Raw genomic sequence first — 21346 nt, 5'->3', positions numbered from 1 at the left:
AGACTGCGTGGGAAACGTATTCGGTTGGTGGGTACGGGGTGCGCGTTGGGCGATTTGGTGGTCTCGGCACATGGCCAGGGTCAGTTCTGGACAATTGGGGACGCAATACGCGCTTCACGTGCGTCCGACGTGGTGACGGTGCTGCCCGGAGAGTACCGAGAAATGGTGCATTTGAATCGTTTCGTGGTGCTCAGAGCGGCCGATGCGGGCACCGTACGCGTGGTATCCCCCCAGGCGGCACTTCTGGTCACCTCTCCCGAAGAGGTCATTGTGCGCGGGATCGCGTTCCACGGGACGGCGACCGACTGGGCCGCAGTCGTGGTGGGCGACGGCGGCCGGGCGTTGCTTGAGGATTGCTCCGTTTCGGCGTCCTCATGCGGTGGCGTTTACGTGAATCAGGGTGGTATGGCCCGTATTCGCCGCAGCCGCGTCCACGACTGCCACGAATACGGACTGTTCGCCGTGCCCGACTCTCGCCTTGTCGCGTCAGATGTCACAATTGCCGGAACCGGTGGGCACGCCATCGTCTTCGACGGCGCTCGGGGAGAAATCAAGGAAAGCCGAATTCAGGAGACCTTGGGCTTCGCCTTCGTCAACGGCACGGACGCCGCCATCCGCGACTGCGAAATGGCGAACTCGACCGGAAACGCCATCGTGGTGCGCGGAAGCAACCCCACGATCGTGCGCTGCCGGATCATAGGGGGCCCGGAGAACTGCCCGGCCGTGGTGGTGAAGGAGACAAGCGCCCCCACGGTCGAGAGGTGCGACATCGAGCGGGCTTCGGCGACCGGCCTCCTCATCGAGGGCGACTCCACGGGAACGTATTCGGACTGCCGGATCTCCGACCCGGGAGCCGGGACGCAGTTCGGGGTGTCGGTCTCCGACAGGAGCTCCCCGGTCTTCCGGAACCTCCGCATGAACGGCGTCGGACTGCAGATCACCGACGCGTCCGGCACGTTCGAGTCCGTGGACATCAGGGATGACAGCCGGGCCTCCGCCATATCGATCCTGGGCAACGCCAGGCCCACGCTGCGCGACTGCACGATTCATCGCTCCCGGAGCAACGCGATCTTCATCAACGGGGGCCGGCCCGTCATCGAGAACTGCACCATCGACGGCGGGGAGAACGAGGTGACCACCGATCCGGCGATCTTCGTCACCGGAGGGGCAGCACCCGAGATCACCAACTGTTCGGTACGGAGAGTGGCCGGCAACGGGCTGGCCATCCTGGAACGTTCTCGGGGAACCTACAGCTCTCTTCGGTTCTCGGCGACCGGCCGGGGGACGACAGCGGCGGTGGGGGTGGCCGGCGGCAGCGACCCCGTGCTGCGTGACCTGATCATCGAGGCGAGGGGCAGCGGCCTGCTGATCAAGGGCGCCGGCGGCACGTATGAGGATGTCGACATCAGCGGCGGGACGGAACCGAGCTTCTGGATGACGGAGGCCGCCGGACCGGTGGCCCGCCGGGTGAGGATCCGCGATGTCGCGGGCAACGGACTGAAGATCGACGCCTCGGGGGGCTCCTACAGCGACATCGCCATCGAGGGCGCGACCTACCCCGCGATCTATGTCGGCGAAGGCGGCGACCCCACTGTGGAGGACGCGCGCATCGCGAACTGCCAGTCGGGGCTGGTGGTGAACTCTTCGAGTGGTGTCTTCGCGGGCCTGCGCATCACGGACCCCCAAGTGTTCGGGGTGGAGGCCGGCGGGGGCGGTTCGATCACCGTCCGGGACTCGGTTGTCGAGCGGGCGGGCCGTCACGCGTACACGGTCGACAACGGCAGTTTCACCCGGTGTCGTGCGGTCGCCGCCGGCGGAGCCGGCTTCCACGTCCATGGCGGGCGGGTGCGGCTGGAGGACGTCACCTTACAGAGCTGCGCCACCGGCGCCGAACTTGCGGAGGGGGCGGCGGCGACCCTGCGGAAGACGAAGGTGACCGGCAGCACCGGGAGCGGTGTGATCATCCGTACGGATGAAAGCGTGCTCCTGGACGGATGCACTGTACGGGACAACGCAGGCGGTGACCTGATCGGCGCCCATCGTCCCGGAGTACGGCTGGTCGACCACGACGGGGAGTTCGGGCCCGCCACCGCCGTGGGGGAAGAACCCGCCGTCGTCGCGACCGCTGCTCCCGCACACGCCGGTCCTGCCGAGATCGGCGAGTCCACCAGCGGCAGACCGGACGTCGAGAGCCCGGCCGGGTCCGCGATGGCGGCACTGGAGGCGCTCATCGGCCTGGAACAGGCCAAGGCCCAGGTGCGACGGCTCGCCGACCGGCTGCGCCTGGACATGCGGCGCCGACAGGCAGGGCGACCTGTACGCAGCGCGCAGCAGCACCTGGTCTTCGTGGGTCCACCCGGTACGGGCAAGACCACCGTCGCCCAGCTCTGGGGCAGGATCGCCGCCGAGCTCGGGGCGCTGAAGAGCGGTCATCTGGTGGAGGCGAAACGAGCCGACCTTGTCGGCGAGCACATCGGTGAGACCGCGCCGCGCACCCGGAAGACCTTTGAACGGGCCCTCGGCGGGGTGTTGTTCATCGACGAGGCCTACACGCTCGTGCCGGAGGATTCGGGCCGCGACTTCGGTGGCGAGGCGATCGGCGAGCTGCTCACGCTGATGGAGGCGCACCGGGATGAAGTGATCATGATTGTGGCGGGTTATCCCGCCGAGATGGAACGCTTCCTCGACAGCAACCCGGGGCTGCGCGACCGGTTCAGCCGCACCATTTCCTTCCCGCACTACTCGCCGGCGGAGCTGGTGGAGATCACCGCCAAGCTGGCCAGGGACGAGGGGTACGAGCTGCCCCAGGAGACTCTGCCGCTGCTCGCGTCCCACTTCCAGCAGCAGCTCGTCGGGCCGACCTTCTCCAACGGGCGTGCCGCCCGGAACCTGCTGGAGAAGATGGCGGACAACCTGGCGGCGCGAGCCGCGGCGGGCGGGGCGGATCTGGACACGCTGCTCCCCGAGGACCTGCCCGCGGAGGTGCGCGGCGGTGGACGCCGCCGGGACGAGGCGGCGCTCGCCGAGGCGCTGGCGCAGCTCGACGCGATGATCGGGCTGTCCGAGGTGAAGAGTGAGGTCAAGCGCCTGGTGATGCGCATGGAGAACACCCGTCGGCGGGCCGAGGCCGGACTGCCGACCACGGTCCCGGTGCGCCACCTGGTCTTCACCGGCCCGCCCGGCACGGGCAAGACCACGGTCGCCGGCCTGTACGGACGGATCCTGGCGGCCCTTGGCGTGCTCCCGCAAGGCCAGGTCACCGTCGTGACGCGGGCCGACCTGATCGCGCCGTACGTGGGGAAGACCGCGCCGCTGACCCGGCAGGCGTTCAAGCGCGCGGTCGGCGGGGTGCTGTTCATCGACGAGGCGTATTCGCTCATGCCTCAGAGCGCGACGCAGAACGACTTCGGCCCCGAGGCCCTGTCCACGCTGCTGACTCTGATGGAGGAGCACCGGGACGACACCGTGCTGATCGTCGCAGGTTATCCGCAGGAGATGGAGCACTTCCTCGACGCGAACCCGGGCCTGCGCCACCGTTTCGGCGCGACCGTCCCCTTCACCTCCTATGACGATGAGGAGATGGTGGAGATCGTGCGCCGCAAGGCGGAGGCCGAGGGCTATCGCTGCGCGCCCGAGGCGCTGGAGCGGCTGCTGGAGGCGTACCGGCAGTATCCCCGCACAGACTCCTTCGGCAACGCAAGGCATGCGGAGAAGACGCTGGAGCGCATGATCGACCGCCAGGCCGAGCGCCTGTCGGAAACCCTCGCCCCCGACCGCGACGCCCTGACCCTCTTCACGGGCGACGACGTCCCCGACCCACTTCCGTGAAGGGGATCGGGAACGTCGTCCTGACCGACCGCTGCGACCTCGGTGCCCGACGGATTCAGACGCCGGTGGGCGTGGGGCGGCTTGGGGTGGAGCTCTTCTGCGAGTGAGGGGCACCGCTGCCGGGCGCCGGGTCCCCAGCGGTGCGAGGTCAGTTCGCCAAGGGGAGCATCACGTTGCTCGGGCCGAGGTCGACGGTCACGGACCTGGCGACGGGGTCGGTAATGACGTGGTCCTTGTCGTTCGCGACGAGCACGATCCCGATGCGATGGCCGGCCGGGAAGACGTGGTCCGTGGCGTGCAGGCGCCGGCTCACGGTGTACGCCTGGCCGGGGCGACGGCCTTCGGACGGGTCACGGAGTCACGGTTCTTGACGTCGATGGAACCGCGCGTGACGATCGGCAGCTTGGTCGGCTTGACCCTCGGGGCGAGAGCCAGGGGGCCGCGAGGTAGGCGAGCCGGTAAGGTGCGCCGGCCGACGGGTTGGCGATCATTTCCGCTGCGTACCGCGTGGGGTCGGCGGTGAAGGTCTGGGTCGCGCTCGTGGCGGGCGTGTCTCCGAGGGTGCCCACAGCCGACGAATCGGCCGGACCGAACCACATGCGAACCGGCCGGGAATCGGGATAGGCGATCCCGATCCCGCGCGTAGTCGTACCAGCTGGAGATCGCTCCTTCGGGAACGATGGTCCTGAGCCCCTCCCCTCGGGCGGCGACCGCTTCGGCGAGAGTGCCGTCGTAGGACAGCCCGATCATGCCCACGGCGCCGGTGCTCCAGTCGACGGCCACCGCGCGCCGTTCGCGTCGGTCCCTCCGTTGAGCCGGTCGACGGCCGCGGTCGCGCTGAGGACGTCCTCACGGCCACCGGTCGTCGGGCATCCTTCCGAGGCGCCCATGCCCTGCACCTCGACCTCCACCGCGGCGTAACCCCGTGGCACGAAGTACTCGTCGACCAGTCGTTGAACACTCCCGGGTCGGGCACCGTCGATGGCGACTCCCGGCCCGAGTAGGGCGTCGCCTTCAGGATCGTGGCGACACTCATCCCGCTCAGGGAGGGCGCATCACGGCCACGGCGACCCGGTCGCGGCGGCCGTCGCGACCGCTGTCCATCGGCGTCTCGACGTACACCGTCTCGCGCACCGCCTCCGCGCAGGAAAAGGCGGGCCGGGTCCGCCCGTTCCGCACAAGGAGGGGCGGCGCGGCCGACGCCGGCGCCGCGGGCAGGCGGCGAGCGGCGCTTGACCACGGACGTGTGTAGTACTGGCAGGGCCTGCTACGCCCTTGGTGGCCGGCTGGGCGAGGAAGCAGACTTGGGGCATGGGCGACAACGACTTGGGCGACTTCCTGCGGGCCCGCCGTGCCGGACTCACGCCGGACGAGATCGGCCTGCCGGTCGAGTTCGACGCCGGTCGCCGGGTCGCCGGTCTGCGGCGCGGGGAGGTCGCGCAACTGGCCGGGGTGAGCACCGAGTACTACACCCGTCTGGAGCAAGGCCGCGCCCGGCAGCCGTCCGAACAGGTGCTGCATGCCCTGTGCGACGCGCTGCGGTTCGACGACATCGAGCGGCGGCACCTGTTCACCCTCGCGGGCGCCGCGGCCGGGCGCAAGGACCGGGCCGAGCACTCGTCACGGATACGACCGGCGCTGCGGCAGGTGCTGGAGTCGATGGAGACGGCTTCCGCCTTCGTCACCGACCGGAACCTCACCGTCGTCGGTGGGAACAGGTTGTGGGCGTCGCTGTTCCCCGACGTGGCCGAGCTGCCACGCCGGGAACGCAGCATGGCGCGCTGGACGCTGCTGGATCCGCGTGCCCGCCTGGTGTGGTGCGACTGGGAACGCGTCGCCCGCGACTACGTGCACGGGTTGCGGCTGGCCGCCGCCGCCCAGCCGCGGAACCAGCACATCGCCAACCTGATCGGTGAGCTGATGATGCGCTCCCCCGAGTTCCCGGCGTGGTGGTCGGAACACCGCGTCCAGGAACGCAGCACCGGTCTCAAACGCCTCCGCCACCCGGTCGCCGGTGACCTGGAACTGCAGTACGAGATCTTCACCTCGGTCGCCGACCCGGGCCAGTCGCTCGTCGTCTACTGCGCGCCGTCCGGCTCGCCGTCCGAGGAGCGCCTGCGGCTCCTGGCCAGCTGGGGCAGCGAACCCGTCACCGCTCGGGACGCCGCCGCCGGGTCCTGACCACCACTGAAACCACCCGGACACGACCCCGCCCAACCTGTGGGGTCGATGCCGCCGTGCGCACGCACGCCCGGCGTCCACGAAAGGACATCCGTAGTGAGCAAGACATTCCTCATCACCGGCGTCAGCACCGGCCTCGGACTGGCCGTCGCCCGGCGAGCCCTGGCGGCCGGTCACCGGGTCGCGGGCACCGTACGCACCGAGCGGCACGCGGCCGCCTTCCGGGCGCTGGACCCCGACCGCGCCCGCGCCTTCATCCTCGACCTGTCCGACGCGGACCGGATCGACCCCACGGTCCGGGCCGCCGAAGCGGAACTGGGCCCGATCGACGTGCTCGTGGCCAACGCCGGCTACGGGCTCGAAGGCACCTTCGAGGAGTCGTCGATGGCCGATCTGCGCCGGCAGTTCGAGGTCAACGTGTTCGGCACGGTGGCGACCATGAAAGCGGTCCTGCCCGGCATGCGGGAACGGCGCGGCGGCCACATCTTCGTCATCACCTCGATGGGCGGGCACACCACCTTCCCCGGACTGGCGTTCTACGAAGGCAGCAAACACGCGCTGGAAGGCATCACCGGCACCCTGGCACAAGAGGTCGCCCAGTTCGGCGTGCGGGTCACCGCCGTGGCGCCCGGCGCGTTCAAGACCGACTGGGCAGGCAGGTCACTGGTCCGCGCACCCCGCAGCATCGCCGACTACGACGCGCTGTTCGACCCGATCCGGACCCGCCGCCAGGCCCTCGCGGGGCAGGGCATCGGCGACCCGGATCGTGCGGGCGACGCCATCCTCACCCTCCTGGACGTGGAGGAGCCGCCCGTGCACCTCCTGCTCGGCTCGGACGCGCTGCGCCTGGTCAGCGCCGGGCGCCGACGCGTCCAGGACGACTTCGACGCCTGGGCGGAGCTCAGCCGCTCCACCGACTCCCCCGAAGGCGGCGTGACGGTCGCCTGACCGCCGAGGGCGTCACCAGCAGGTCAGGTCGGGGTTGGGGGTGGGGCCGCAGGGTCCCTGGTTGCCGCCGCCGTCGGCGACCGTGCCCGGGGGCGCCCAGATCAGATGGCCGGCGTTGCCGGTGCCGACGTTGTTCCTCAAGGTGACCGGCGGGGTGAGAGCCGCGCGCGACGTCAGGTGGATGCCGCCCTGGACCATCTGCCCCAGGCGGTCGACGAGCCCACTGGGGTTGTGGCCGTTGCCGACGAACACGTTGTCGGAGACGGGATCAGGACCGGCCCGGTTTGTCCCCCACGGGTTCTCCACGAAGATGCCGACGGTCTTGTTGCCGTTGAACACGTTCTTGCGGACGATGAGGTGCTTCAGCATGGAGCTGGAGTGCAGGCCGATGTCGTTGCCGGTGAACACGTTGTACTCGATGGTGTTCGCGTCCTGCGGCAGGAAGGTCTCGTTGGCGCCGAGGCCCGCGGTGGGCGAGTTCTTGAAGACGTTGGTCTTCACGAGGTTGCGGCGGCTGTCGTTCGACAGGCCCATGGGGAAGGCGTCGAAGACGTTGCCGGTGAAGACGCTCCGGTCTGTGGCGCTGACGGTGAGGCTTCCGCCGGTCAGGGCGCTGTCGCGGATCGTCGAGCCGGAGCTGCGCACCAGGACGGTCTGCCCGGTCACCGTGCACCGGTCGGCCGTGAGCAGCCCGTCGATCAGCCTGATGCCGGACAGCAGGCAGGCGTCCCGGCGGGTGCCGGTGAAGGTGACCGTGCCCCGCCAGACGTCGACGGGGGCGAGCAGCCGTACGTCGGTGGCGGTGAGGACGGTGCCGCCGAAGTCGACGTAGATCCCGTAGGCGAAGCCGGCGATCGTGCCGTTGCGGACCGTGGTGCCCCGCCGGCCGGCGACCATCAGCCCGTTGCCGGTGCCCGAGCCGGTGATCGTGTGCCCGTTGAGGTCCAGGTCGACGTCGTTGGCCCCGATGGTCAGGGCGCCGCCCGGACAGGTCAGGTCGTCGGTGAGCGTGGTGTTCGTCGTCAGGACGTCCCCGCACGCCACCGCCGATGTGCTCGCCCCGGCGGGGTTCGCCGACGTCAGGGCGGCCGATAAGAGGAGCAGGCACGCGGCCGCTCCGCGCGCGATCGCCACCGTGGGTGCTCCGGGCATGATGATCTCCTGTCGGTCCGTGGAACAGGGGGTCGTGATCAGAAGCATGCGCGGGATGATCCCTGCGGAGGAGTCACTCGATCGCGACCGACGAGTGGGAAAACTGTGGCCGCCGCAGCTGTAACGCATCGCACCGTGCGCCGTTGATGATCAACCTCTGGTATTGTTACTTTTCCGGCCTGATGTTGATTTCGGCCGGAAAGTGCTTGTATGACCACTTTCAAGGCAAGCGTGCGGCCTGCCAGCGCTGCGGACTTCCCCACCGTCGAACGACTCTGGCTGATGTTCCGTCACGACATGTCGGAGTTCCAGGGCGGGCTGCCCGCCGCCGACGCCACCTATCACAGCGACCGGCTGCGGGCCGCGTTCCAGGACGACGACTGGGCGTCCTACCTGTTCACCAGCGACGACCACCCGATCGGGTTCTCCTTCGTACGCGCGCTGTCCGGCCCGGAGCGGGTGCTGAACAGCTTCTTCGTCGTACGCGGCGCACGCCGGTCCGGGATCGGGATGACGGTCGTGCGGGACGTGATCTCCCGGCATCCCGGCCCGTGGAAGATCGCCTTCCAGGACTCCAACACGGCGGCCGTGGCGTTCTGGAGGCGAGTGGCCACCACGATCGCCGGCGAGGCGTGGACGGAGGAACGCCACGCGGTCCCGCACCGGCCGGACGTCCCGCCGGACGTGTGGATCTCCTTCACGACCGCCTGACAGGTGATGCGGCCGGCGGCTGGAGCCCGTCCCGGGCGAGAGCCGCCGGCCGGCGCGTGCGTCGAGCGGCCGAACGGTCACCTCTTACCTTCGACGTCGTAGGAACTTCATGCAGGTCGGCGCTTCCGTACATCTTGGTGCTCCAGGTTCAAGTCGTTAACTTTTGAAGCACACGTCACAGCGCCGAGTGCGTCGTGACGAGATCGGGGCAACCACATGCCACATGCCAACTTCACCGGTCGCCGAGAATCGGCAACCTGGCGCCACATCGCAGCAGTCTCGGTTGGCCTCGGTATGGGACTCTTCCCGCTGACACAAGCCGCCTCAGCCGTCCCGGGCGGGACGCCACTGGCCCCGGCGTTCAGCGTCGACGGCGGCCGTTACGAGCAGGCGGTGTCCGTCGAGCTCAAGGCCAAGCAGGGTGAGACGATCCGCTACACCACCGACGGCAGCATTCCCACGAAGAGCAGCCCGACGTACGCCGGCAAGCCGATCCGCATCACCGCGGACACGAACCTGACGGCACGCGCCTTCAAGGGCAACCAGGCCGGCGCCTTCAAGTCCGAGGGGTACCTCATCCGCGAGGGTGAGCAGCCGATCGCCCGCATGATGATCGTCTCTGACGTGCACATCGGCGACTACGAGGCCGATCGCCACCGTTGGTCGTCCTACTTCGACACCTTCGCCGGAGTCCTGGGCACCCCGGACGCCATCCTCTCCAACGGCGACATGATCAACGACAACTGGGACGGACGCGGCAAGGATCACCAGCTGACCGCCCGCATCTTCAAGGAGAACCTCGAACGCAAGGGCATGAACGCGACCCAGGTGCTCATGGCGTACGGAAACCATGACGCGACCCTGGCCGAAGTCCGTGCGGGCTACCCCAAGGAGTGGTTCCCGGACTCCGGTGCCGGTTACTACCGCACCGACGTCAAGGGGATCCCGATCGTCACGGTCAACACCGAGGACTACTCCCCCGCCCAGGCCGCCTGGCTGCGCGATCAGCTCGGCCAGATCTCCGCGAACCCCGCCTACCGGGACCTGCCGATCATCGTCGGGGGGCACCGGCCGGTTCCGGGAACCGTCATGGACGGCCAGCAGACCAGCAACCCGCGCCTGGCCGAGGATCTGTCGAAGTTCCCGCGCGCCATCTACTTCTCGGGCCATTCGCATCTGAACCTGAACGACCCGCGCTCGATCCACCAGAAGAACTTCACCGCGGTCAACGACTCCAGTTCGTCGTACATCGAAATCGACCACGGTTACCAGATGCTCGACGCGGAAGGGCGACTGGCCAATCGCTTCGAGACCCCCGCCGCCCAGGGGCTGGCCGTCGAGATCTACCCGGGCCGTACGGTCATCAACCGCATCAACCTGAACGCCGACCTCCACGACATGTACACCGGCGGGAAATGGTCGGCGAACTGGAAGCCGCCGTTCCAGAGCGACGGGACGTTGGCCGGCAAGCCCTGGGAGATCAAGACGGCCGGTAGCGATGCCCAGGTCGTGGAGAACTTCACCTACACCGACGCCAACCGCAACCGCACGGCCCCGCGCTGGACGTCGTCGCACCCCCTGTCGGCGCAGACCGGCAAGGACGGCCAGTTGGCGCTGCGCGTCGAGCAGGCCGCGGACGACGAGTTGGTGTACCACTACAAGGTGCGCGTCACCCGGGCCGACAACGGCGACGAGGTGCTCAGCACCAGGGTCGCCAACCGCTTCGACGTGGTGCCCGCCGCCGGCTCCATGGACATTCCGGTCCCGGTCACGCGCGACGGCGTGAAGTATCGCGCGGAGGTCGTCGCGGTCGACGCACAGGGCAACCAGTCACCTGTCGCCGTGGACGTGCTGAAGTAGTAACCGCCTTCGACATCCCGTTACCGATCAGGCACGTGATCGGTAACGGGACTCTCAGCTCTTGGGGACCCACCAGTCCGGGGGTCGCTGCGCGCCTGTGGGCTGTCTGGTCGATTTCTCTGGGCGGACGAGGCGGATGGCGGCCGGTCTCACTGTGAGGCCGGTTGAACTCGTCCCCGGGCCGGATTGCGGCCGGTGAGCAGCCAAGCGGCCATCAGCAGGGCGACGGCGAACACCAGGGGGCCGATCGTCTGAGGGACCTGGTGGTGAGCCGCGCCGATCGCCGTGTCGCCGAGCTGGACCGCGCCGTTGAACGCGAGCAGCAGGGCAAGGGCACGCCATGCGCGCAGGGCCAGCAACCAGGCCATTCCGCCGAGCAGCACCACGCTGCGGACCACCATGTAGGCGGCATAGGTCCTGGGGGCGGCCTGATCGCCTCCGGGCACCAGCGCGCCCGGGTCCACCAGGCTGGTGACCGCGAAGTAGCCGGAGGCGATCACGTTGAGGACGGCGACGAGCGCGCCGAATCGACGCGCATTTAGTGAGGTAGCCATATCATTCGGTTGCCGAATCATATGGGCACGCTAGCATTGATGCTGTGACAGCGGAAGGGTCGTTGACCGACACGGTGGGGTTCTTGCTGGGCAAGCTGGGCCAGCAGGCGAACGGGCAGTTCGCGGATCGCCTGGCCCCGCTCGGCCTGCGTCCGCGGCACTGTGCCGTCCTCGAACTCCTGGCGGGCGGGCCCCGGGCGCAACTGGAGCTGGCCAAGGCCGTCGGGGTGACCGCCAGTGTGGTCGTCGACATGCTCGACGAACTTGAGAAGCTCGGCGCCGTACGACGAGTACGGGACACCGCAGACCGTCGGCGTCAGCTCATCGAGCTGACACCGACCGGCCAGGACCTGCGGCACCAGACGCTCTCGCTGGCGCGGCAGAACGACGAGGACCTGCTGAGCGCCATCGACCCCGCCGAGGTGGCGGCCCTACGCCAGATCCTGGGGCGGATCGCCGCTGCGACCGGCCTCGTGGGGCAGTGACGGTCACTGACGATCACCTCTCGGCGCGACCTCCATGGGCCGAGCGCGCCCACAACCACCAGACCAGCGATGATGACGCCGTTCTTGGTGACGGCGAGCCTTCGCCGGGGGCGGCTGACCGGCGACAAGGGGAGCGGCTCCCACGACAGCCCGCATTCGAGGCACCGCCACGGCTGCCCGCCGGCGTGTGCGCCGGCGGGGCGCTCACATTGGTGGTCGCTCAAAGAGCCGTCCGTCCGGAGCTGCCTGCTTGAACCAGGAGCTTGGACGCGCAGTCGGGGCCCACGCCGAGAGCACGGGACTCTGCGGCGCGCAGGGAGTGCTTGCAGGCCGCGCACTTGGTGACGTGGTCCCGAGCGGCGGGCTCGTCGAAGTCGAGGATGGATAGGGACACGTGTTCCGCCGCAGACGTCAGCACAGATTCTCCCGACGTTGGCCATCGCGCTTGGGACAGGACCCTGCTGCGGAGAATGTAGCGGATTGCCGCAGTACGAAGCCGCGCGTAGAGCCGGCCGAGGCCGTGACCGGCGCGCTCTCGCACCGCCGGCGGTCCCGGAGGCGGAGGCCGACCGGGGGGAGACACCTTGGCTGATGGGGCCTGATCCATGACATCAAGCCGGCTGCGGAGCCCGTCAGGGAGATGATGGAGCAGGCCGGGTGGACGCCGGCCGGCTTCGGGGACCGGCCGGGCGCAGCGGGCCCACCCCCTGAGAAGGAGGGCGGAGTGATGTCGCGTGCCTGGCGCGGCTGGTGTCTCCTGCGGCCCGGCCTCATGCTGTACGGCGGCGATATCGGCGGCAACGACCTGCACGCGCACCACGCGGTCCAGCTCATCATCGCCGCCGAGCCGTTCACCTTGGCCGACGCCCACGGCGAACAGCTGACCACGCGCGTCGCCGTCGTCCCGCCCGACACCGGCCACACGGTGCTGACCGGGGCGCGCGACGCCCTGCTCGCCCACCTGGATCCGCGCAGTTCGCCGGGCAGGTCCCTGCTCGCGCGCGCCGGCGCCGGGCCGGGGGCTTCGTCCTGGTCACCGTCCGCCACCCGGGCCGGACACGGCCTTCCGCCGATCGAGCCCGTGAGCTCGCAGCCGGCGAGCCGTGTGGGAACACGGCCGCTCATGTTCACCGAGCCGCCGGTCGGTCACGCGCGCTCGGCCGAGGCAGCCGGCGCGCTGCGCGCCGTCGAGGCGTGGAGCGGCTCCGGCGGCCTCGTCGGCCCCGGCGGCCCCGGCGGCGTCCCGCCGCACCCGGCGGTGGAGGCGGCGATCGCCGTCATCCCCGCGCTCCTGGCAGGAGGACCGGTAAGGCTGCGGGCGGTCGCGGACGCGGTCCACCTGTCGCCGAGCCGGCTCGCGCACCTGTTCAGCGCGCACGTGGGGCTCCCGCTACGGCCGTACGTGCGGTGGCTGCGCCTGCGGCGGGCCATCGACCGGGTGGCCGCCGGGGAGACGTTGACGGCGGCCGCGCACGCGGCCGGGTTCGCCGACGGCCCGCACTTCACCCGGGCCTTCCGGCGCACCTTCGGCAGCGTGCCCTCCGAGCTCGCCGCCGCGATCGACTGGCTGCCCTGACCCCCGGGCGAGCGCCTGGCGCAACTCGCGCTTGAGGATCTTGCCGGTCGCGGTCATCGGCAGGCTCTCACGGAACTCGATGGTCCGCGGGTACTTGTAGGCCGCCATGTTCTCCCGGCACCAGGCGACGAGCTCGTCCTCACTCGCCGTCGCACCGGCCGACGGGACGACGTACGCCTTGACCTCCTCCCCGTACGAGCCGTGCGGCACGCCGACCACCGCCACCAGCGAGACCGCCGGGTGCGTCATCAGCACCTCCTCCAGCTCGCGCGGGTAGACGTTGAACCCACCCCGAATGATCAGGTCCTTGGTGCGGTCGACGACGGCGTAGTAGCCGTCCTGGTCGCGGGTGGCGATGTCGCCGGTGCGGAACCAGCCGTCCCGCAGGACCTCTGCGGTCTCCTCGGGTCGCCCGTGGTAGCCCTTCATGACGTTGTGACCGCGGATGGCGATCTCGCCGGGCCCCTCGCCCTGGACGGTGTTCCAGTCGCCGTCCACCAGCCGCATCTCCACCCCCCAGAGGGGGAAGCCGATGGTGCCGGGCTTGGTGGGCCGGCTGAGCTGGTTGAAGCAGGCCGCGGGCGACGTCTCCGACAGGCCGTAACCCTCCAGGATCGGGATGCCGAACGTGGCCTCGAAATCCTTGAGCACCTCGACCGGGCAGGCGGCCGCCCCCGACACCGCCACCCGCAGCGTCGGGGGCACCTCGGCCCCCTCCGCGTGGATCTTCGACAACATCGCCCAGTACATGGTGGGCACCCCGGCGAACATGGTCACCTTCTCCCGGCGCATGAGCTCCAGGGCCTGGCCGGGCTCGAAGCGTGGCAGGAGCACCAGGGTGGCGCGGCGGCGCAGGCTCACGTTCATGACGGAGGTCTGGCCGAAGGAGTGGAAGAGCGGCAGTACGGCGAGCGAGACGTCACCCTCGGGATCGGCGGGGAACATCTGGTCGCTGACGACGGCGTTGATCAGCAGGTTCGCGTGGGTGAGCTCGGCGCCCTTGGGCCGGCCGGTGGTGCCGGAGGTGTAGAGGACGGCCGCGACGTCCTCCGGCCCGGTTCGAACCGTCTCGAACTTCCCGGGCATGCCGTCCAGCGCCGCCCAGAACGACTCGCCGTGCTCCGACTCGGCGGCCAGCGGCGTGGCGGGCAGGACGAAGAAGTGCTCACAGCCCTGCGTGCCGTCGAACCCCTCCCGCCCGCGCGCCCCCGTCGGCAGCTCATCGGTGCCCTCGAAGCAGAAGAGCGCCTTGGCGTCGCTGTCGGTCAGGTGGTAGATGATCTCGCGCGGCTGCAGCAGCACGCTGAGCGGGACCACGGTCGCCCCGGCCTTGAGAATGCCGAAGTAGACGAACGGGAAGTAGGGGAGGTTCGGGCAGAGCAGCGCCACCTTGTCGCCCCTGCCGATCCCCCGCGTCACCAGCAGGTTGGCCACCTGGTTCGCGACGGAGTCCACCACGGCGTACGACAGGCGCAGGTCACCGAGGACCAGGGCGGTACGGTCCGGCGCGTTGCGGGCGCTGTCTTCCAGAACGATCGACAGATTGAGCATCGTGACCCTCTCCTGGGAACGGTCGTCCGTCCCCAGGATGCTCCGGTGGATCACGGCGGCACTTGTACGAACGTGCCGACTCCTCCCCCGCTCCGGGCGGCGGCCGGTCAGCCCATCGAGATGAGGATGGGCGCGACGTATCGCCCACGGTCGCCCGGGTGGCGGCGGGCGCCGTGGACCATCGTCGGCAGGGCCGCGGGTCCCTCCGTGGGCCCCAGCTTGGTGAGCCACGGGCGCAGGCCCGGGTAGGCGTCCAGCAGGTCGATCCGCACGTCGCGGTCGGAGCCGTGGGCGGCGGCCAGGATCAGCTCGCGGGCCGCCTCCTCCGAGGGTGAGACGACGGGGCCGATGACGCGGTGAGGGCCGGCGTTCCAGGCCACGGCGAAGCCGCCGTCGGTGACGACCGTGCGCTCGGCCGTGGCCAGCAGCGCGGTCAGCGCCTTGCTCCGGTCGGCGCCGGTGACCTCGGCGTCCAGGGCGAGGAGCGCGGCGTGGTCCTCCGGTGTCGCCACGCGAACCCCGGACGACGACGCCCCCTCCATCGGGCCCATCGTGATCGTCAGGCTGCCGGTGGGCCCGAAGCCCAGCCGCTCGTAAACGGGGCGCCCGAACCGGGTCGCGGTCAGCTCCACGACGCGGTCCCCGGCGACTTCCAGGGCGTGCTCCATCAGCCGCGTGCCGAGCCCCTGCCTGCCGTACCTGGCGGCGACCAGCATCATGCCGACGTCGGCCAGCGCGTCGCCGTGGCGGGTCACCACCACGCACCCGGCCAGGCCGTCGCCGTCGGCCGCGTCGATGGCGTACACCTCGCCCACCTCGAACATCAGCCGCCATTTGGCCTCGTCGGTGGACCACTCGCGATCACTTTCGAGCCGCCGGCACAGGGGCAGTTCCGCTGGAGCGAGAAGTCGAATGTCAGTCACGGGAGAGAACCTACTCCGTCGGCCACTGCGGCCCGGCCCCGGACGTCCCCGACGACGTCAGGCATTGACCTCGATCGCCGCGACCGCCTGGGCGAACGCCTCGCCCAGGGGAGTCTGCCTGGCGGTGGGCCACACCAGCCCCGACTCGATCGGCGGTGCGTCGTGGAACGGCACGAAGACCAGGCCGGGCCGGACGTGGTACTCGGCCGCCCAGACGCCGGCCGGCGAGACGCCCTTGCCCGCCGCGACCAGCGAGAGCACCACCTGCCAGTCCGTCACTGACGGACCGGTGCGCCGAGGCTGAACGGGGGCGCTCATGTCGGCCGGGGTGACTGCGTTGTCACGGTGGCGTCAGGTGCTGGGCGGCAAGCCGTGTGATTACTTGGCGTTGCCATTCCGCTACGCAATGCAGTCACACCTGGTGAAGGGATCCCCATGCGCAGCATCCTGACCAAGACCCTCACGGCGCTCGTCGCCGTCGCGGCCCTCGGCGTCACCGCCCCCGCCCCCGCCCAGGCGGCGGACGCGGCCTACTTCGTGATGACCGACATCACCCGCGAGGAGTTCATCGTCAAGCTCACCGACCCCGCGAAGATCCAACACGCTCGCGACCTGGTGAACGGCGAGACCATGGACCGGCCGCACGTCGTCGGACGCATCCTCAAGCGCCAGACCGACTTCAACCCGCGCTGGAGCTACCACCTGAACGCCGACACCATCGACTTCTTCGACCAGATCATCGAGGTCTGCGACGCGACGATCCCCTACGTCGAGGATCACCTGGACGAGGCCGGCGGGGCGTTCCTGCCCGGCCTCGTCTGGTGCGGCTGGACCACCAGGCTCGTGCGCGAAATCACGCCGTAGCCCCTGGCGCCGCCTGCCCTCGCGGCCCCTGGAGAACCACTCCGGGGGCCGCCCGCATGCACCGGAGCCGACCCCGCGACATGCGTCGCCTACAAATGCATCGCCGCATTCATCGCGTACGCGTTCAGTCGCCGTACCGCGAGTTCGGCCAGGAGCCGCGCGCCATCGTTCAGCACCACGTCGTCGAACTCGGCGCGTGGCGAGTGGTTCTCCTCCGCCTCGTCGCGGCTCAGGCGCGCCGGACGCGTGCCCAGGAACACGAAAGCCCCGGGCACCTGAGCCGGCACGCGGGAGAAGTCCTCGGAGGCGGGGTGCGGGTGGGGATCGCTCACCGGGGTATTTTCCGCGCCCGTACGCCCTCCGACCCGAGTGGACAGTCACGAGGAGGAGGGGCCCCATGACACTGCAGAAGTCCGACATCGACTCCCTGGTCGAGTGGATCGCCGGCAAGAAGTTCGGCAAGACCACCAACTACACGCTCGCCATCGTCGACGACAACCTTTGGTTCACCAAGTCCAACGGCCTCGGCGGCGTCACCGGCGAGGGCCCGGACGCCATCGTCAGCGAGATCGAGTCCCGGCGCCTCAACACCGACCGGCTGGTGTGCATCGCCGGCCCGTTCTGCGACAACGTCAGCAACCACGCCGAGATGTGCATCCTGGCCGCGGTGGGCGAGAAGAAGTTGTCGTCCATCAAGTACCTGAAGTGCTGCGCGCCCGTCTGCGACTTCTGCAAGGTGGTCCTCGACCACTACGAGATCCCCTACAGCTTCCGGCCCGCGCAGCGCGAAGGCGAGACCGTGACCGACGCCGCCTCCCAGCAGGGCTGGCGCCACCCGTTCCTGCCCATCGGGTTCGGCACCCAGAGCGGCGACACCTCCAAGCAGCTGCAGGCGCTGGCCGAGCTCAACACGTCCGGGGTCGTCGAGGAGCGCAACGTACCCGCCGGCGGCACCTACCTGTACACCAAGCGCAAGGTGGGCAACTACAAGGAGGTGGTCTTCGGCTAGGTCCGCCAGGGGGCGTCCGGGGTCGGTTGCAGGCCGGACGCATCGGCACTGACCGCCGCCCAGCACCACGGTTGACGGGCCATCCGGTCCGCAGGACTGCAAACGGCCGGAGGAGCGGACGTGCTGCCACCGGCCGACGCGATGGCGGTGGTCCCGGCGACGATCAACAAATGGGCGGGCGGGATCTCCGACACGTCGGCATTCGGGCTGCTGAACGAAGCGATCGGCCTGGGGCTGCCGCTGGTCGCGATGCCGTGGCCGAACGTGGCGCCGGCCGCCCACCCCGCCTTCACCCTCAGCGTGGAACGGCTGACCTCCTAACGCATCTCGCCGGTACTGGATCCGGCACGGCCGCCGCAGCCGTCCTCCGGCGCGCCGGAGGACGGCCACATTTCCGTGGACGGAACTGGAGGCGGAACGGCCGATCAACCGCTGCCCCGAAGTTGGCAGCCCAGCCGATGATCGCCTTAGAGACGGCAGGGTGCTCTCGGCACCATCGCGGCCATGGCGGCGACGGCGTCGCGGCCGACCTGGCGGCGGGTCTTGATGCGCCGTTCGGCCACCAGGGAGGGCCCAAAAGGCGGCCTCTCCTCTTAATGGCCCGTTTCTAAGCCCGCAGATTTCACTACTGGACAAATCTCGCTCGATATGGCTACGCACCGATGAGCAGAGAGACATCTATCTCATTGTGCGGAACGCCATTCTGTGGCTTCACCGCCGACACCCCATCTGACCTGGGAAAAGATATCCCAGAGGCAGTTTTTTCGGTTTTTTGAGCGCTTGCGGCGTGCCATTAGGGTGCACATTCATGGAATCGACTTTTTGATCGCGGGGCGTCCAGGCCGGCAAATCGGGCGCGAACCGATGGCCGAGCTTGGAGAAGATTCCGCACACCCTTGACCGCGTTCACAGCGCGAGAATCAACTGCTCTGAGGAAGGATTTGCGTGAAAGCGTTGCTGACCCTGACCTGCGCAGGTCAGTTCATGGTGCTGCTCGACAACACGATCGTCGGCGCCGCCCTGCCCGACATGCAGCAGCGGCTCCACACCGGGCTGACCGGCCTGCAGTGGATCGTCGACGCCTACGTGCTGCTGGTGGCCATGCTGCTGCTGTCGGGCGGCGTCTTCGCCGACCGGTTCGGCCGCAGGCGGGTGTTCCTGGCCGGGGTGGTGGTGTTCACGGCCGCGTCGGTGGTGTGTTCGCTGGCGCCCTCGATCGGCTGGCTGATCGCCGGGCGGGTGCTGCAGGGCGTCGGGGCCGCGGCGCTGAGCCCCGCCTCGCTGGCGCTGCTCACCGCCGCGTATCCCGCCCCGGGGGAGCGCGTCAGAGCGATCGGGTTGTGGGCCGGGTTCAGCGGCATCGGCCTGGCCGCCGGACCGCTGGCGGGCGGGATCCTGGTGGAGTCCTTCGGCTGGCCCGCCATCTTCCTGGTCAACCTGCCCATCGGGGCGGTCCTGCTGCTGGCCGGGCTGCGCGTGCTGGGGGAATCCCGCAACGCGAGCGCGCCGCCGATCGACGTCCCCGGCACGGTTCTGTCCGTCGCGGGCGTGGGCGTTGTGACCTACGGCCTGATCGAGGGCGGTTCCCGAGGCTGGACCTCGCCGGTGATCCTGGGCAGCTTCGCCGCCGGGCTGGTGCTGCTGGTCGCGTTCGTCGTGGTCGAGGGTCGTGTGTCGACGCCGATGCTGCCGCTGCGGCTGTTCCGTCAGCGGCTGTTCACGGTGTCCAACACGGCGATGGTCGTGGTCGGGTTCGCGCTGATGGGGTCGTCGTTCTTCTTCTCCCAGTTCTTCGTCTACGTCCAGGGCACTTCGATCCTGGTCGCCGGGCTGCGGACGCTTCCCTTCTCGCTGGCCATGGTGATCGTCAGCCCGTACGCGGGCCGGTTCGCGGCCAGGTACGGCTTCCGCGTCGTCGCCGGCCTCGGCCTGGCGCTGGCCGGGCTGGGGCTGCTGGCGCTGGGCTTCGTGCACGCCGACACCGGCTACGGGAACGTGTGGTGGCGGCTGGCGGTCGTCGGCATCGGGTTCGCTCTCACCATGTCGCCGCTGACCGGGGCCGCCATCCAGGCGGTCAGCCCGCAGGAGGGCGGCCTGGCCTCGGGCGTCAGCAGCACCACCCGGCAGATCGGCGCGGTGCTCGGCGTGGCGGTGCTCGGGGCTATCGTTCACACGCGGGAGTCCGGCGGAGCCTCCTTCGAATCCGGCCTCAACAGCGCCTTCCTCGTGGCGGGTGCCGTGATGCTGGCCTGCGCCGTGTTCACCGTCCTGTGGCTGAGCGCGGGCCGGACGCCGCGGGCCGTTCCGGACGGCGTCCCCAGGCCGAGGGCAGCGGCGCGCGGGTGAGCTCGTTCAGGTGCTGGTCGCTGACGACCGCGACGACCGGCCGCGGGCCTCGGCGATGTTCGGGAGACGGGAACGGCTCCGGAGAAAGCGGAAGGGCCCTCGCGTGGTCGCGGGGCCCGTCGCTCGTGGCGTCACCTGGCCGAGACGGCCTTCCCGGTGCGCGGGATCGCCTACTGCTGGTCCTGCGTGCGCTTCGCGGGGAGCGCGTAGGCCAGGGCCGCGCCGAGGCAGACCGACATCGCGAGCCCGAGGAGGAGGTTGTGGAGGGTCACGCCGAGGCCCATGCCCAGCGCGACGCCCGCGGCCAGGCCGACGATCCAGTTCGGGGTGGTGTTCTTCGCGTTCTTCGTCATGGTTCGATCCTGTCGGAGGTGCGGCGTTCGGGGCAGATGCCGCAATCACGAGCGGGAGATGACAGAAGTCATGATGTCCGCCAGGCAGCGCCCACGCCAGGCGTCGTGCGACGTGGTGCATGCCTCGGAGGGGTGGGCGGTTCTCGCGGTGTGCGCGAGCCTGTTCCTGGTCGGCATCGATCTGACCGTGCTGAACGTCGCCCTGCCGAGCCTGACCGAAGAGCTGATGCCCGGCGCGACCGAGGTGTCGTGGATCGTCGACGTCTACTCGCTCACGGTGGCGGCGCTCCTGGTGACCTGCGGAACGCTGGGCGACCGGCTCGGCAGGAAACAGATGGTGCCGGCCGGGTTCGCCGTGTTCGGCGTCGCCTCCGCCGCCGCGGCGCACAGCGCGGGCGCCACCGTCGGGCCGGTTCTCGGCGGCGCGCTGGTGGTGGGGCGCGGTCTTCCTGGTCAACGTGCCCCTCGTGGCCTTCGCGCTGATCGCCGGCGCCCGGCTGATCCCCGAGTCCAGGGACCCCGCGCCACGCCGGTGGAATCCGGCGGACGCGGCGCTGTCCATCGCCGGCCTCGGGCTGGCGGTCTACGCCGGGAAGCAGGTGGGCGACCACCCGTCCGCCGGGACGGCGCTGGCAGGGGGCACAGGCGTGGCGCTGCTCCTGGATGGGTTCACTCCCCTCCAAGCGGGGCTGGCGCTCGCTCCGCCGGCCGCGGCGAACGCGGTGGGTGCGGCAGGGGCGCCCTGGCTGGCAGGGCATTGGGGGTGCCGGTCCGCCGTGGCGGCGTCGCTCCGGTGCCGCGGCGTTGCTCTGGCTGACCGCCCTTGTCGCGGTGGGCTTGTTGCGTGACCCGGGTGAACCCTCCGGGGTGGTGGCGGCGAGCAGCGGCTCGACCATGGCGAAATGAGCGAGCTGCGATCACCGAACGTGGCCATGTCCGCACACGGCACCTCCGCCCCTCTCTACGTGCCGCCTGTGAGCTGCCGGAGCGCCACCGCCAGGACGA

Annotated in this window: 21 protein-coding genes and 2 pseudogenes; 12 read left to right on the top strand and 11 right to left on the bottom strand. The window is 69.9% G+C overall.

All coding sequences use genetic code 11. From position 1 onward, the window contains the following. The first annotated feature begins 129 nt into the window (after window positions 1–129). Window positions 130–3828: a right-handed parallel beta-helix repeat-containing protein gene (locus ABZ815_RS24640; protein WP_357701626.1), complete on the top strand. Its 3699-nt coding sequence runs from the start codon at window positions 130–132 to the stop codon at window positions 3826–3828. Between the two features lie 148 nt (window positions 3829–3976). Here ABZ815_RS24640 and ABZ815_RS24635 read toward each other — a convergent pair. The 3 genes and pseudogenes from ABZ815_RS24635 to ABZ815_RS24625 all read right to left on the bottom strand — a co-directional run. Further along, a pseudogene (locus tag ABZ815_RS24635) lies at window positions 3977–4150 on the bottom strand (CocE/NonD family hydrolase C-terminal non-catalytic domain-containing protein); the annotation flags it as partial. Continuing rightward, complete coding sequence (locus ABZ815_RS24630; RefSeq protein ID WP_357701657.1) at window positions 4138–4578, bottom strand: CocE/NonD family hydrolase; 441 nt, start codon at window positions 4576–4578, stop codon at window positions 4138–4140. The pseudogene ABZ815_RS24635 and the gene ABZ815_RS24630, both read right to left, overlap by 13 nt. After that, on the bottom strand, window positions 4575–4727 hold the full coding sequence (locus tag ABZ815_RS24625) for a hypothetical protein (protein WP_357701655.1): 153 nt from the start codon (window positions 4725–4727) through the stop codon (window positions 4575–4577). The genes ABZ815_RS24630 and ABZ815_RS24625 overlap by 4 nt, the downstream gene beginning before the upstream one ends. Before the next feature lie 412 nt (window positions 4728–5139). Here ABZ815_RS24625 and ABZ815_RS24620 point away from each other — a divergent pair, with 412 nt between their 5' ends. Together ABZ815_RS24620 and ABZ815_RS24615 are read left to right on the top strand one after the other, a co-directional pair. Beyond that, complete coding sequence (locus ABZ815_RS24620) at window positions 5140–6009, top strand: helix-turn-helix transcriptional regulator (RefSeq protein WP_357701624.1); 870 nt, start codon at window positions 5140–5142, stop codon at window positions 6007–6009. A gap of 96 nt (window positions 6010–6105) precedes the next feature. Then, the gene (locus tag ABZ815_RS24615; protein WP_357701622.1) at window positions 6106–6957 is read left to right on the top strand and encodes an oxidoreductase; all 852 of its coding nucleotides are present in this window, start codon (window positions 6106–6108) and stop codon (window positions 6955–6957) included. Between the two features lie 12 nt (window positions 6958–6969). On the opposite strand, the gene ABZ815_RS24610 is transcribed toward ABZ815_RS24615, so the two are convergent. After that, entirely contained in the window at window positions 6970–8109 is a 1140-nt protein-coding gene (locus ABZ815_RS24610; protein ID WP_357701620.1) for a right-handed parallel beta-helix repeat-containing protein, read from the bottom strand. A gap of 210 nt (window positions 8110–8319) precedes the next feature. On the opposite strand from ABZ815_RS24610, the gene ABZ815_RS24605 reads away from it, so the two are divergent. Both ABZ815_RS24605 and ABZ815_RS24600 read left to right on the top strand, forming a co-directional pair. After that, the gene (locus tag ABZ815_RS24605) at window positions 8320–8820 is read left to right on the top strand and encodes a GNAT family N-acetyltransferase (RefSeq protein WP_357701618.1); all 501 of its coding nucleotides are present in this window, start codon (window positions 8320–8322) and stop codon (window positions 8818–8820) included. A 294-nt stretch (window positions 8821–9114) separates the two neighbouring features. Next, the gene (locus ABZ815_RS24600; RefSeq protein ID WP_357701616.1) at window positions 9115–10680 is read left to right on the top strand and encodes a chitobiase/beta-hexosaminidase C-terminal domain-containing protein; all 1566 of its coding nucleotides are present in this window, start codon (window positions 9115–9117) and stop codon (window positions 10678–10680) included. 149 nt (window positions 10681–10829) lie between these two features. On the opposite strand, the gene ABZ815_RS24595 is transcribed toward ABZ815_RS24600, so the two are convergent. After that, complete coding sequence (locus ABZ815_RS24595; protein WP_357701614.1) at window positions 10830–11234, bottom strand: hypothetical protein; 405 nt, start codon at window positions 11232–11234, stop codon at window positions 10830–10832. Between the two features lie 44 nt (window positions 11235–11278). Between ABZ815_RS24595 and ABZ815_RS24590 the strand changes: the two genes are divergently transcribed. Continuing rightward, on the top strand, window positions 11279–11719 hold the full coding sequence (locus tag ABZ815_RS24590) for a MarR family winged helix-turn-helix transcriptional regulator (protein WP_357701612.1): 441 nt from the start codon (window positions 11279–11281) through the stop codon (window positions 11717–11719). A 220-nt stretch (window positions 11720–11939) separates the two neighbouring features. Here ABZ815_RS24590 and ABZ815_RS24585 read toward each other — a convergent pair whose 3' ends face one another. Further along, window positions 11940–12113, bottom strand: a complete 174-nt coding sequence (locus ABZ815_RS24585; protein WP_357701610.1) for a DUF6011 domain-containing protein — start codon at window positions 12111–12113, stop codon at window positions 11940–11942. 246 nt (window positions 12114–12359) lie between these two features. Between ABZ815_RS24585 and ABZ815_RS24580 the strand changes: the two are divergent. Next, a pseudogene (locus tag ABZ815_RS24580) lies at window positions 12360–13211 on the top strand (helix-turn-helix domain-containing protein); the annotation flags it as partial. On the opposite strand, the gene ABZ815_RS24575 reads toward ABZ815_RS24580, so the two are convergent. From ABZ815_RS24575 to ABZ815_RS24565, 3 genes are all read right to left on the bottom strand, one after another. Next, on the bottom strand, window positions 13110–14846 hold the full coding sequence (locus ABZ815_RS24575; protein ID WP_357701653.1) for a long-chain fatty acid--CoA ligase: 1737 nt from the start codon (window positions 14844–14846) through the stop codon (window positions 13110–13112). The pseudogene ABZ815_RS24580 and the gene ABZ815_RS24575 overlap by 102 nt on opposite strands. 107 nt (window positions 14847–14953) lie before the next feature. Continuing rightward, on the bottom strand, window positions 14954–15769 hold the full coding sequence (locus ABZ815_RS24570; protein WP_357701608.1) for a GNAT family N-acetyltransferase: 816 nt from the start codon (window positions 15767–15769) through the stop codon (window positions 14954–14956). A gap of 57 nt (window positions 15770–15826) precedes the next feature. Continuing rightward, window positions 15827–16087: a LysR substrate-binding domain-containing protein gene (locus tag ABZ815_RS24565; RefSeq protein WP_357701606.1), complete on the bottom strand. Its 261-nt coding sequence runs from the start codon at window positions 16085–16087 to the stop codon at window positions 15827–15829. Window positions 16088–16204: 117 nt separating this feature from the next. Between ABZ815_RS24565 and ABZ815_RS24560 the strand changes: the two genes are divergently transcribed. Beyond that, window positions 16205–16633, top strand: a complete 429-nt coding sequence (locus ABZ815_RS24560; RefSeq protein ID WP_357701604.1) for a calmodulin-binding protein — start codon at window positions 16205–16207, stop codon at window positions 16631–16633. An 89-nt stretch (window positions 16634–16722) separates the two neighbouring features. On the opposite strand, the gene ABZ815_RS24555 is transcribed toward ABZ815_RS24560, so the two are convergent. Further along, a complete protein-coding gene (locus ABZ815_RS24555; RefSeq protein WP_357701602.1) occupies window positions 16723–16965 on the bottom strand; it encodes a hypothetical protein in 243 nt (80 codons plus the stop codon). Between the two features lie 65 nt (window positions 16966–17030). On the opposite strand from ABZ815_RS24555, the gene ABZ815_RS24550 reads away from it, so the two are divergent. From ABZ815_RS24550 to ABZ815_RS24540, 3 genes are all read left to right on the top strand, one after another. Then, a complete protein-coding gene (locus ABZ815_RS24550) occupies window positions 17031–17642 on the top strand; it encodes a hypothetical protein (protein WP_357701600.1) in 612 nt (203 codons plus the stop codon). A gap of 120 nt (window positions 17643–17762) precedes the next feature. Further along, window positions 17763–17963 (top strand): hypothetical protein, encoded by a 201-nt coding sequence (locus tag ABZ815_RS24545; protein ID WP_357701598.1) that lies wholly within the window; start codon window positions 17763–17765, stop codon window positions 17961–17963. Window positions 17964–18587: 624 nt separating this feature from the next. Then, window positions 18588–19988, top strand: a complete 1401-nt coding sequence (locus ABZ815_RS24540) for an MFS transporter (protein WP_357701596.1) — start codon at window positions 18588–18590, stop codon at window positions 19986–19988. Window positions 19989–20158: 170 nt separating this feature from the next. Here ABZ815_RS24540 and ABZ815_RS24535 read toward each other — a convergent pair whose 3' ends face one another. Continuing rightward, a complete protein-coding gene (locus ABZ815_RS24535) occupies window positions 20159–20341 on the bottom strand; it encodes a hypothetical protein (protein ID WP_357701594.1) in 183 nt (60 codons plus the stop codon). Between ABZ815_RS24535 and ABZ815_RS24530 the strand changes: the two genes are divergently transcribed. Further along, entirely contained in the window at window positions 20271–21158 is an 888-nt protein-coding gene (locus ABZ815_RS24530; protein ID WP_357701592.1) for an MFS transporter, read from the top strand. The genes ABZ815_RS24535 and ABZ815_RS24530 overlap by 71 nt on opposite strands. The last annotated feature ends 188 nt before the right edge of the window (window positions 21159–21346 follow it).

The organism is Nonomuraea sp. NPDC047529 (assembly GCF_040642995.1).
GTDB lineage: Bacteria > Actinomycetota > Actinomycetes > Streptosporangiales > Streptosporangiaceae > Nonomuraea.
This window is presented reverse-complemented; position numbering and strand designations above follow the sequence as displayed.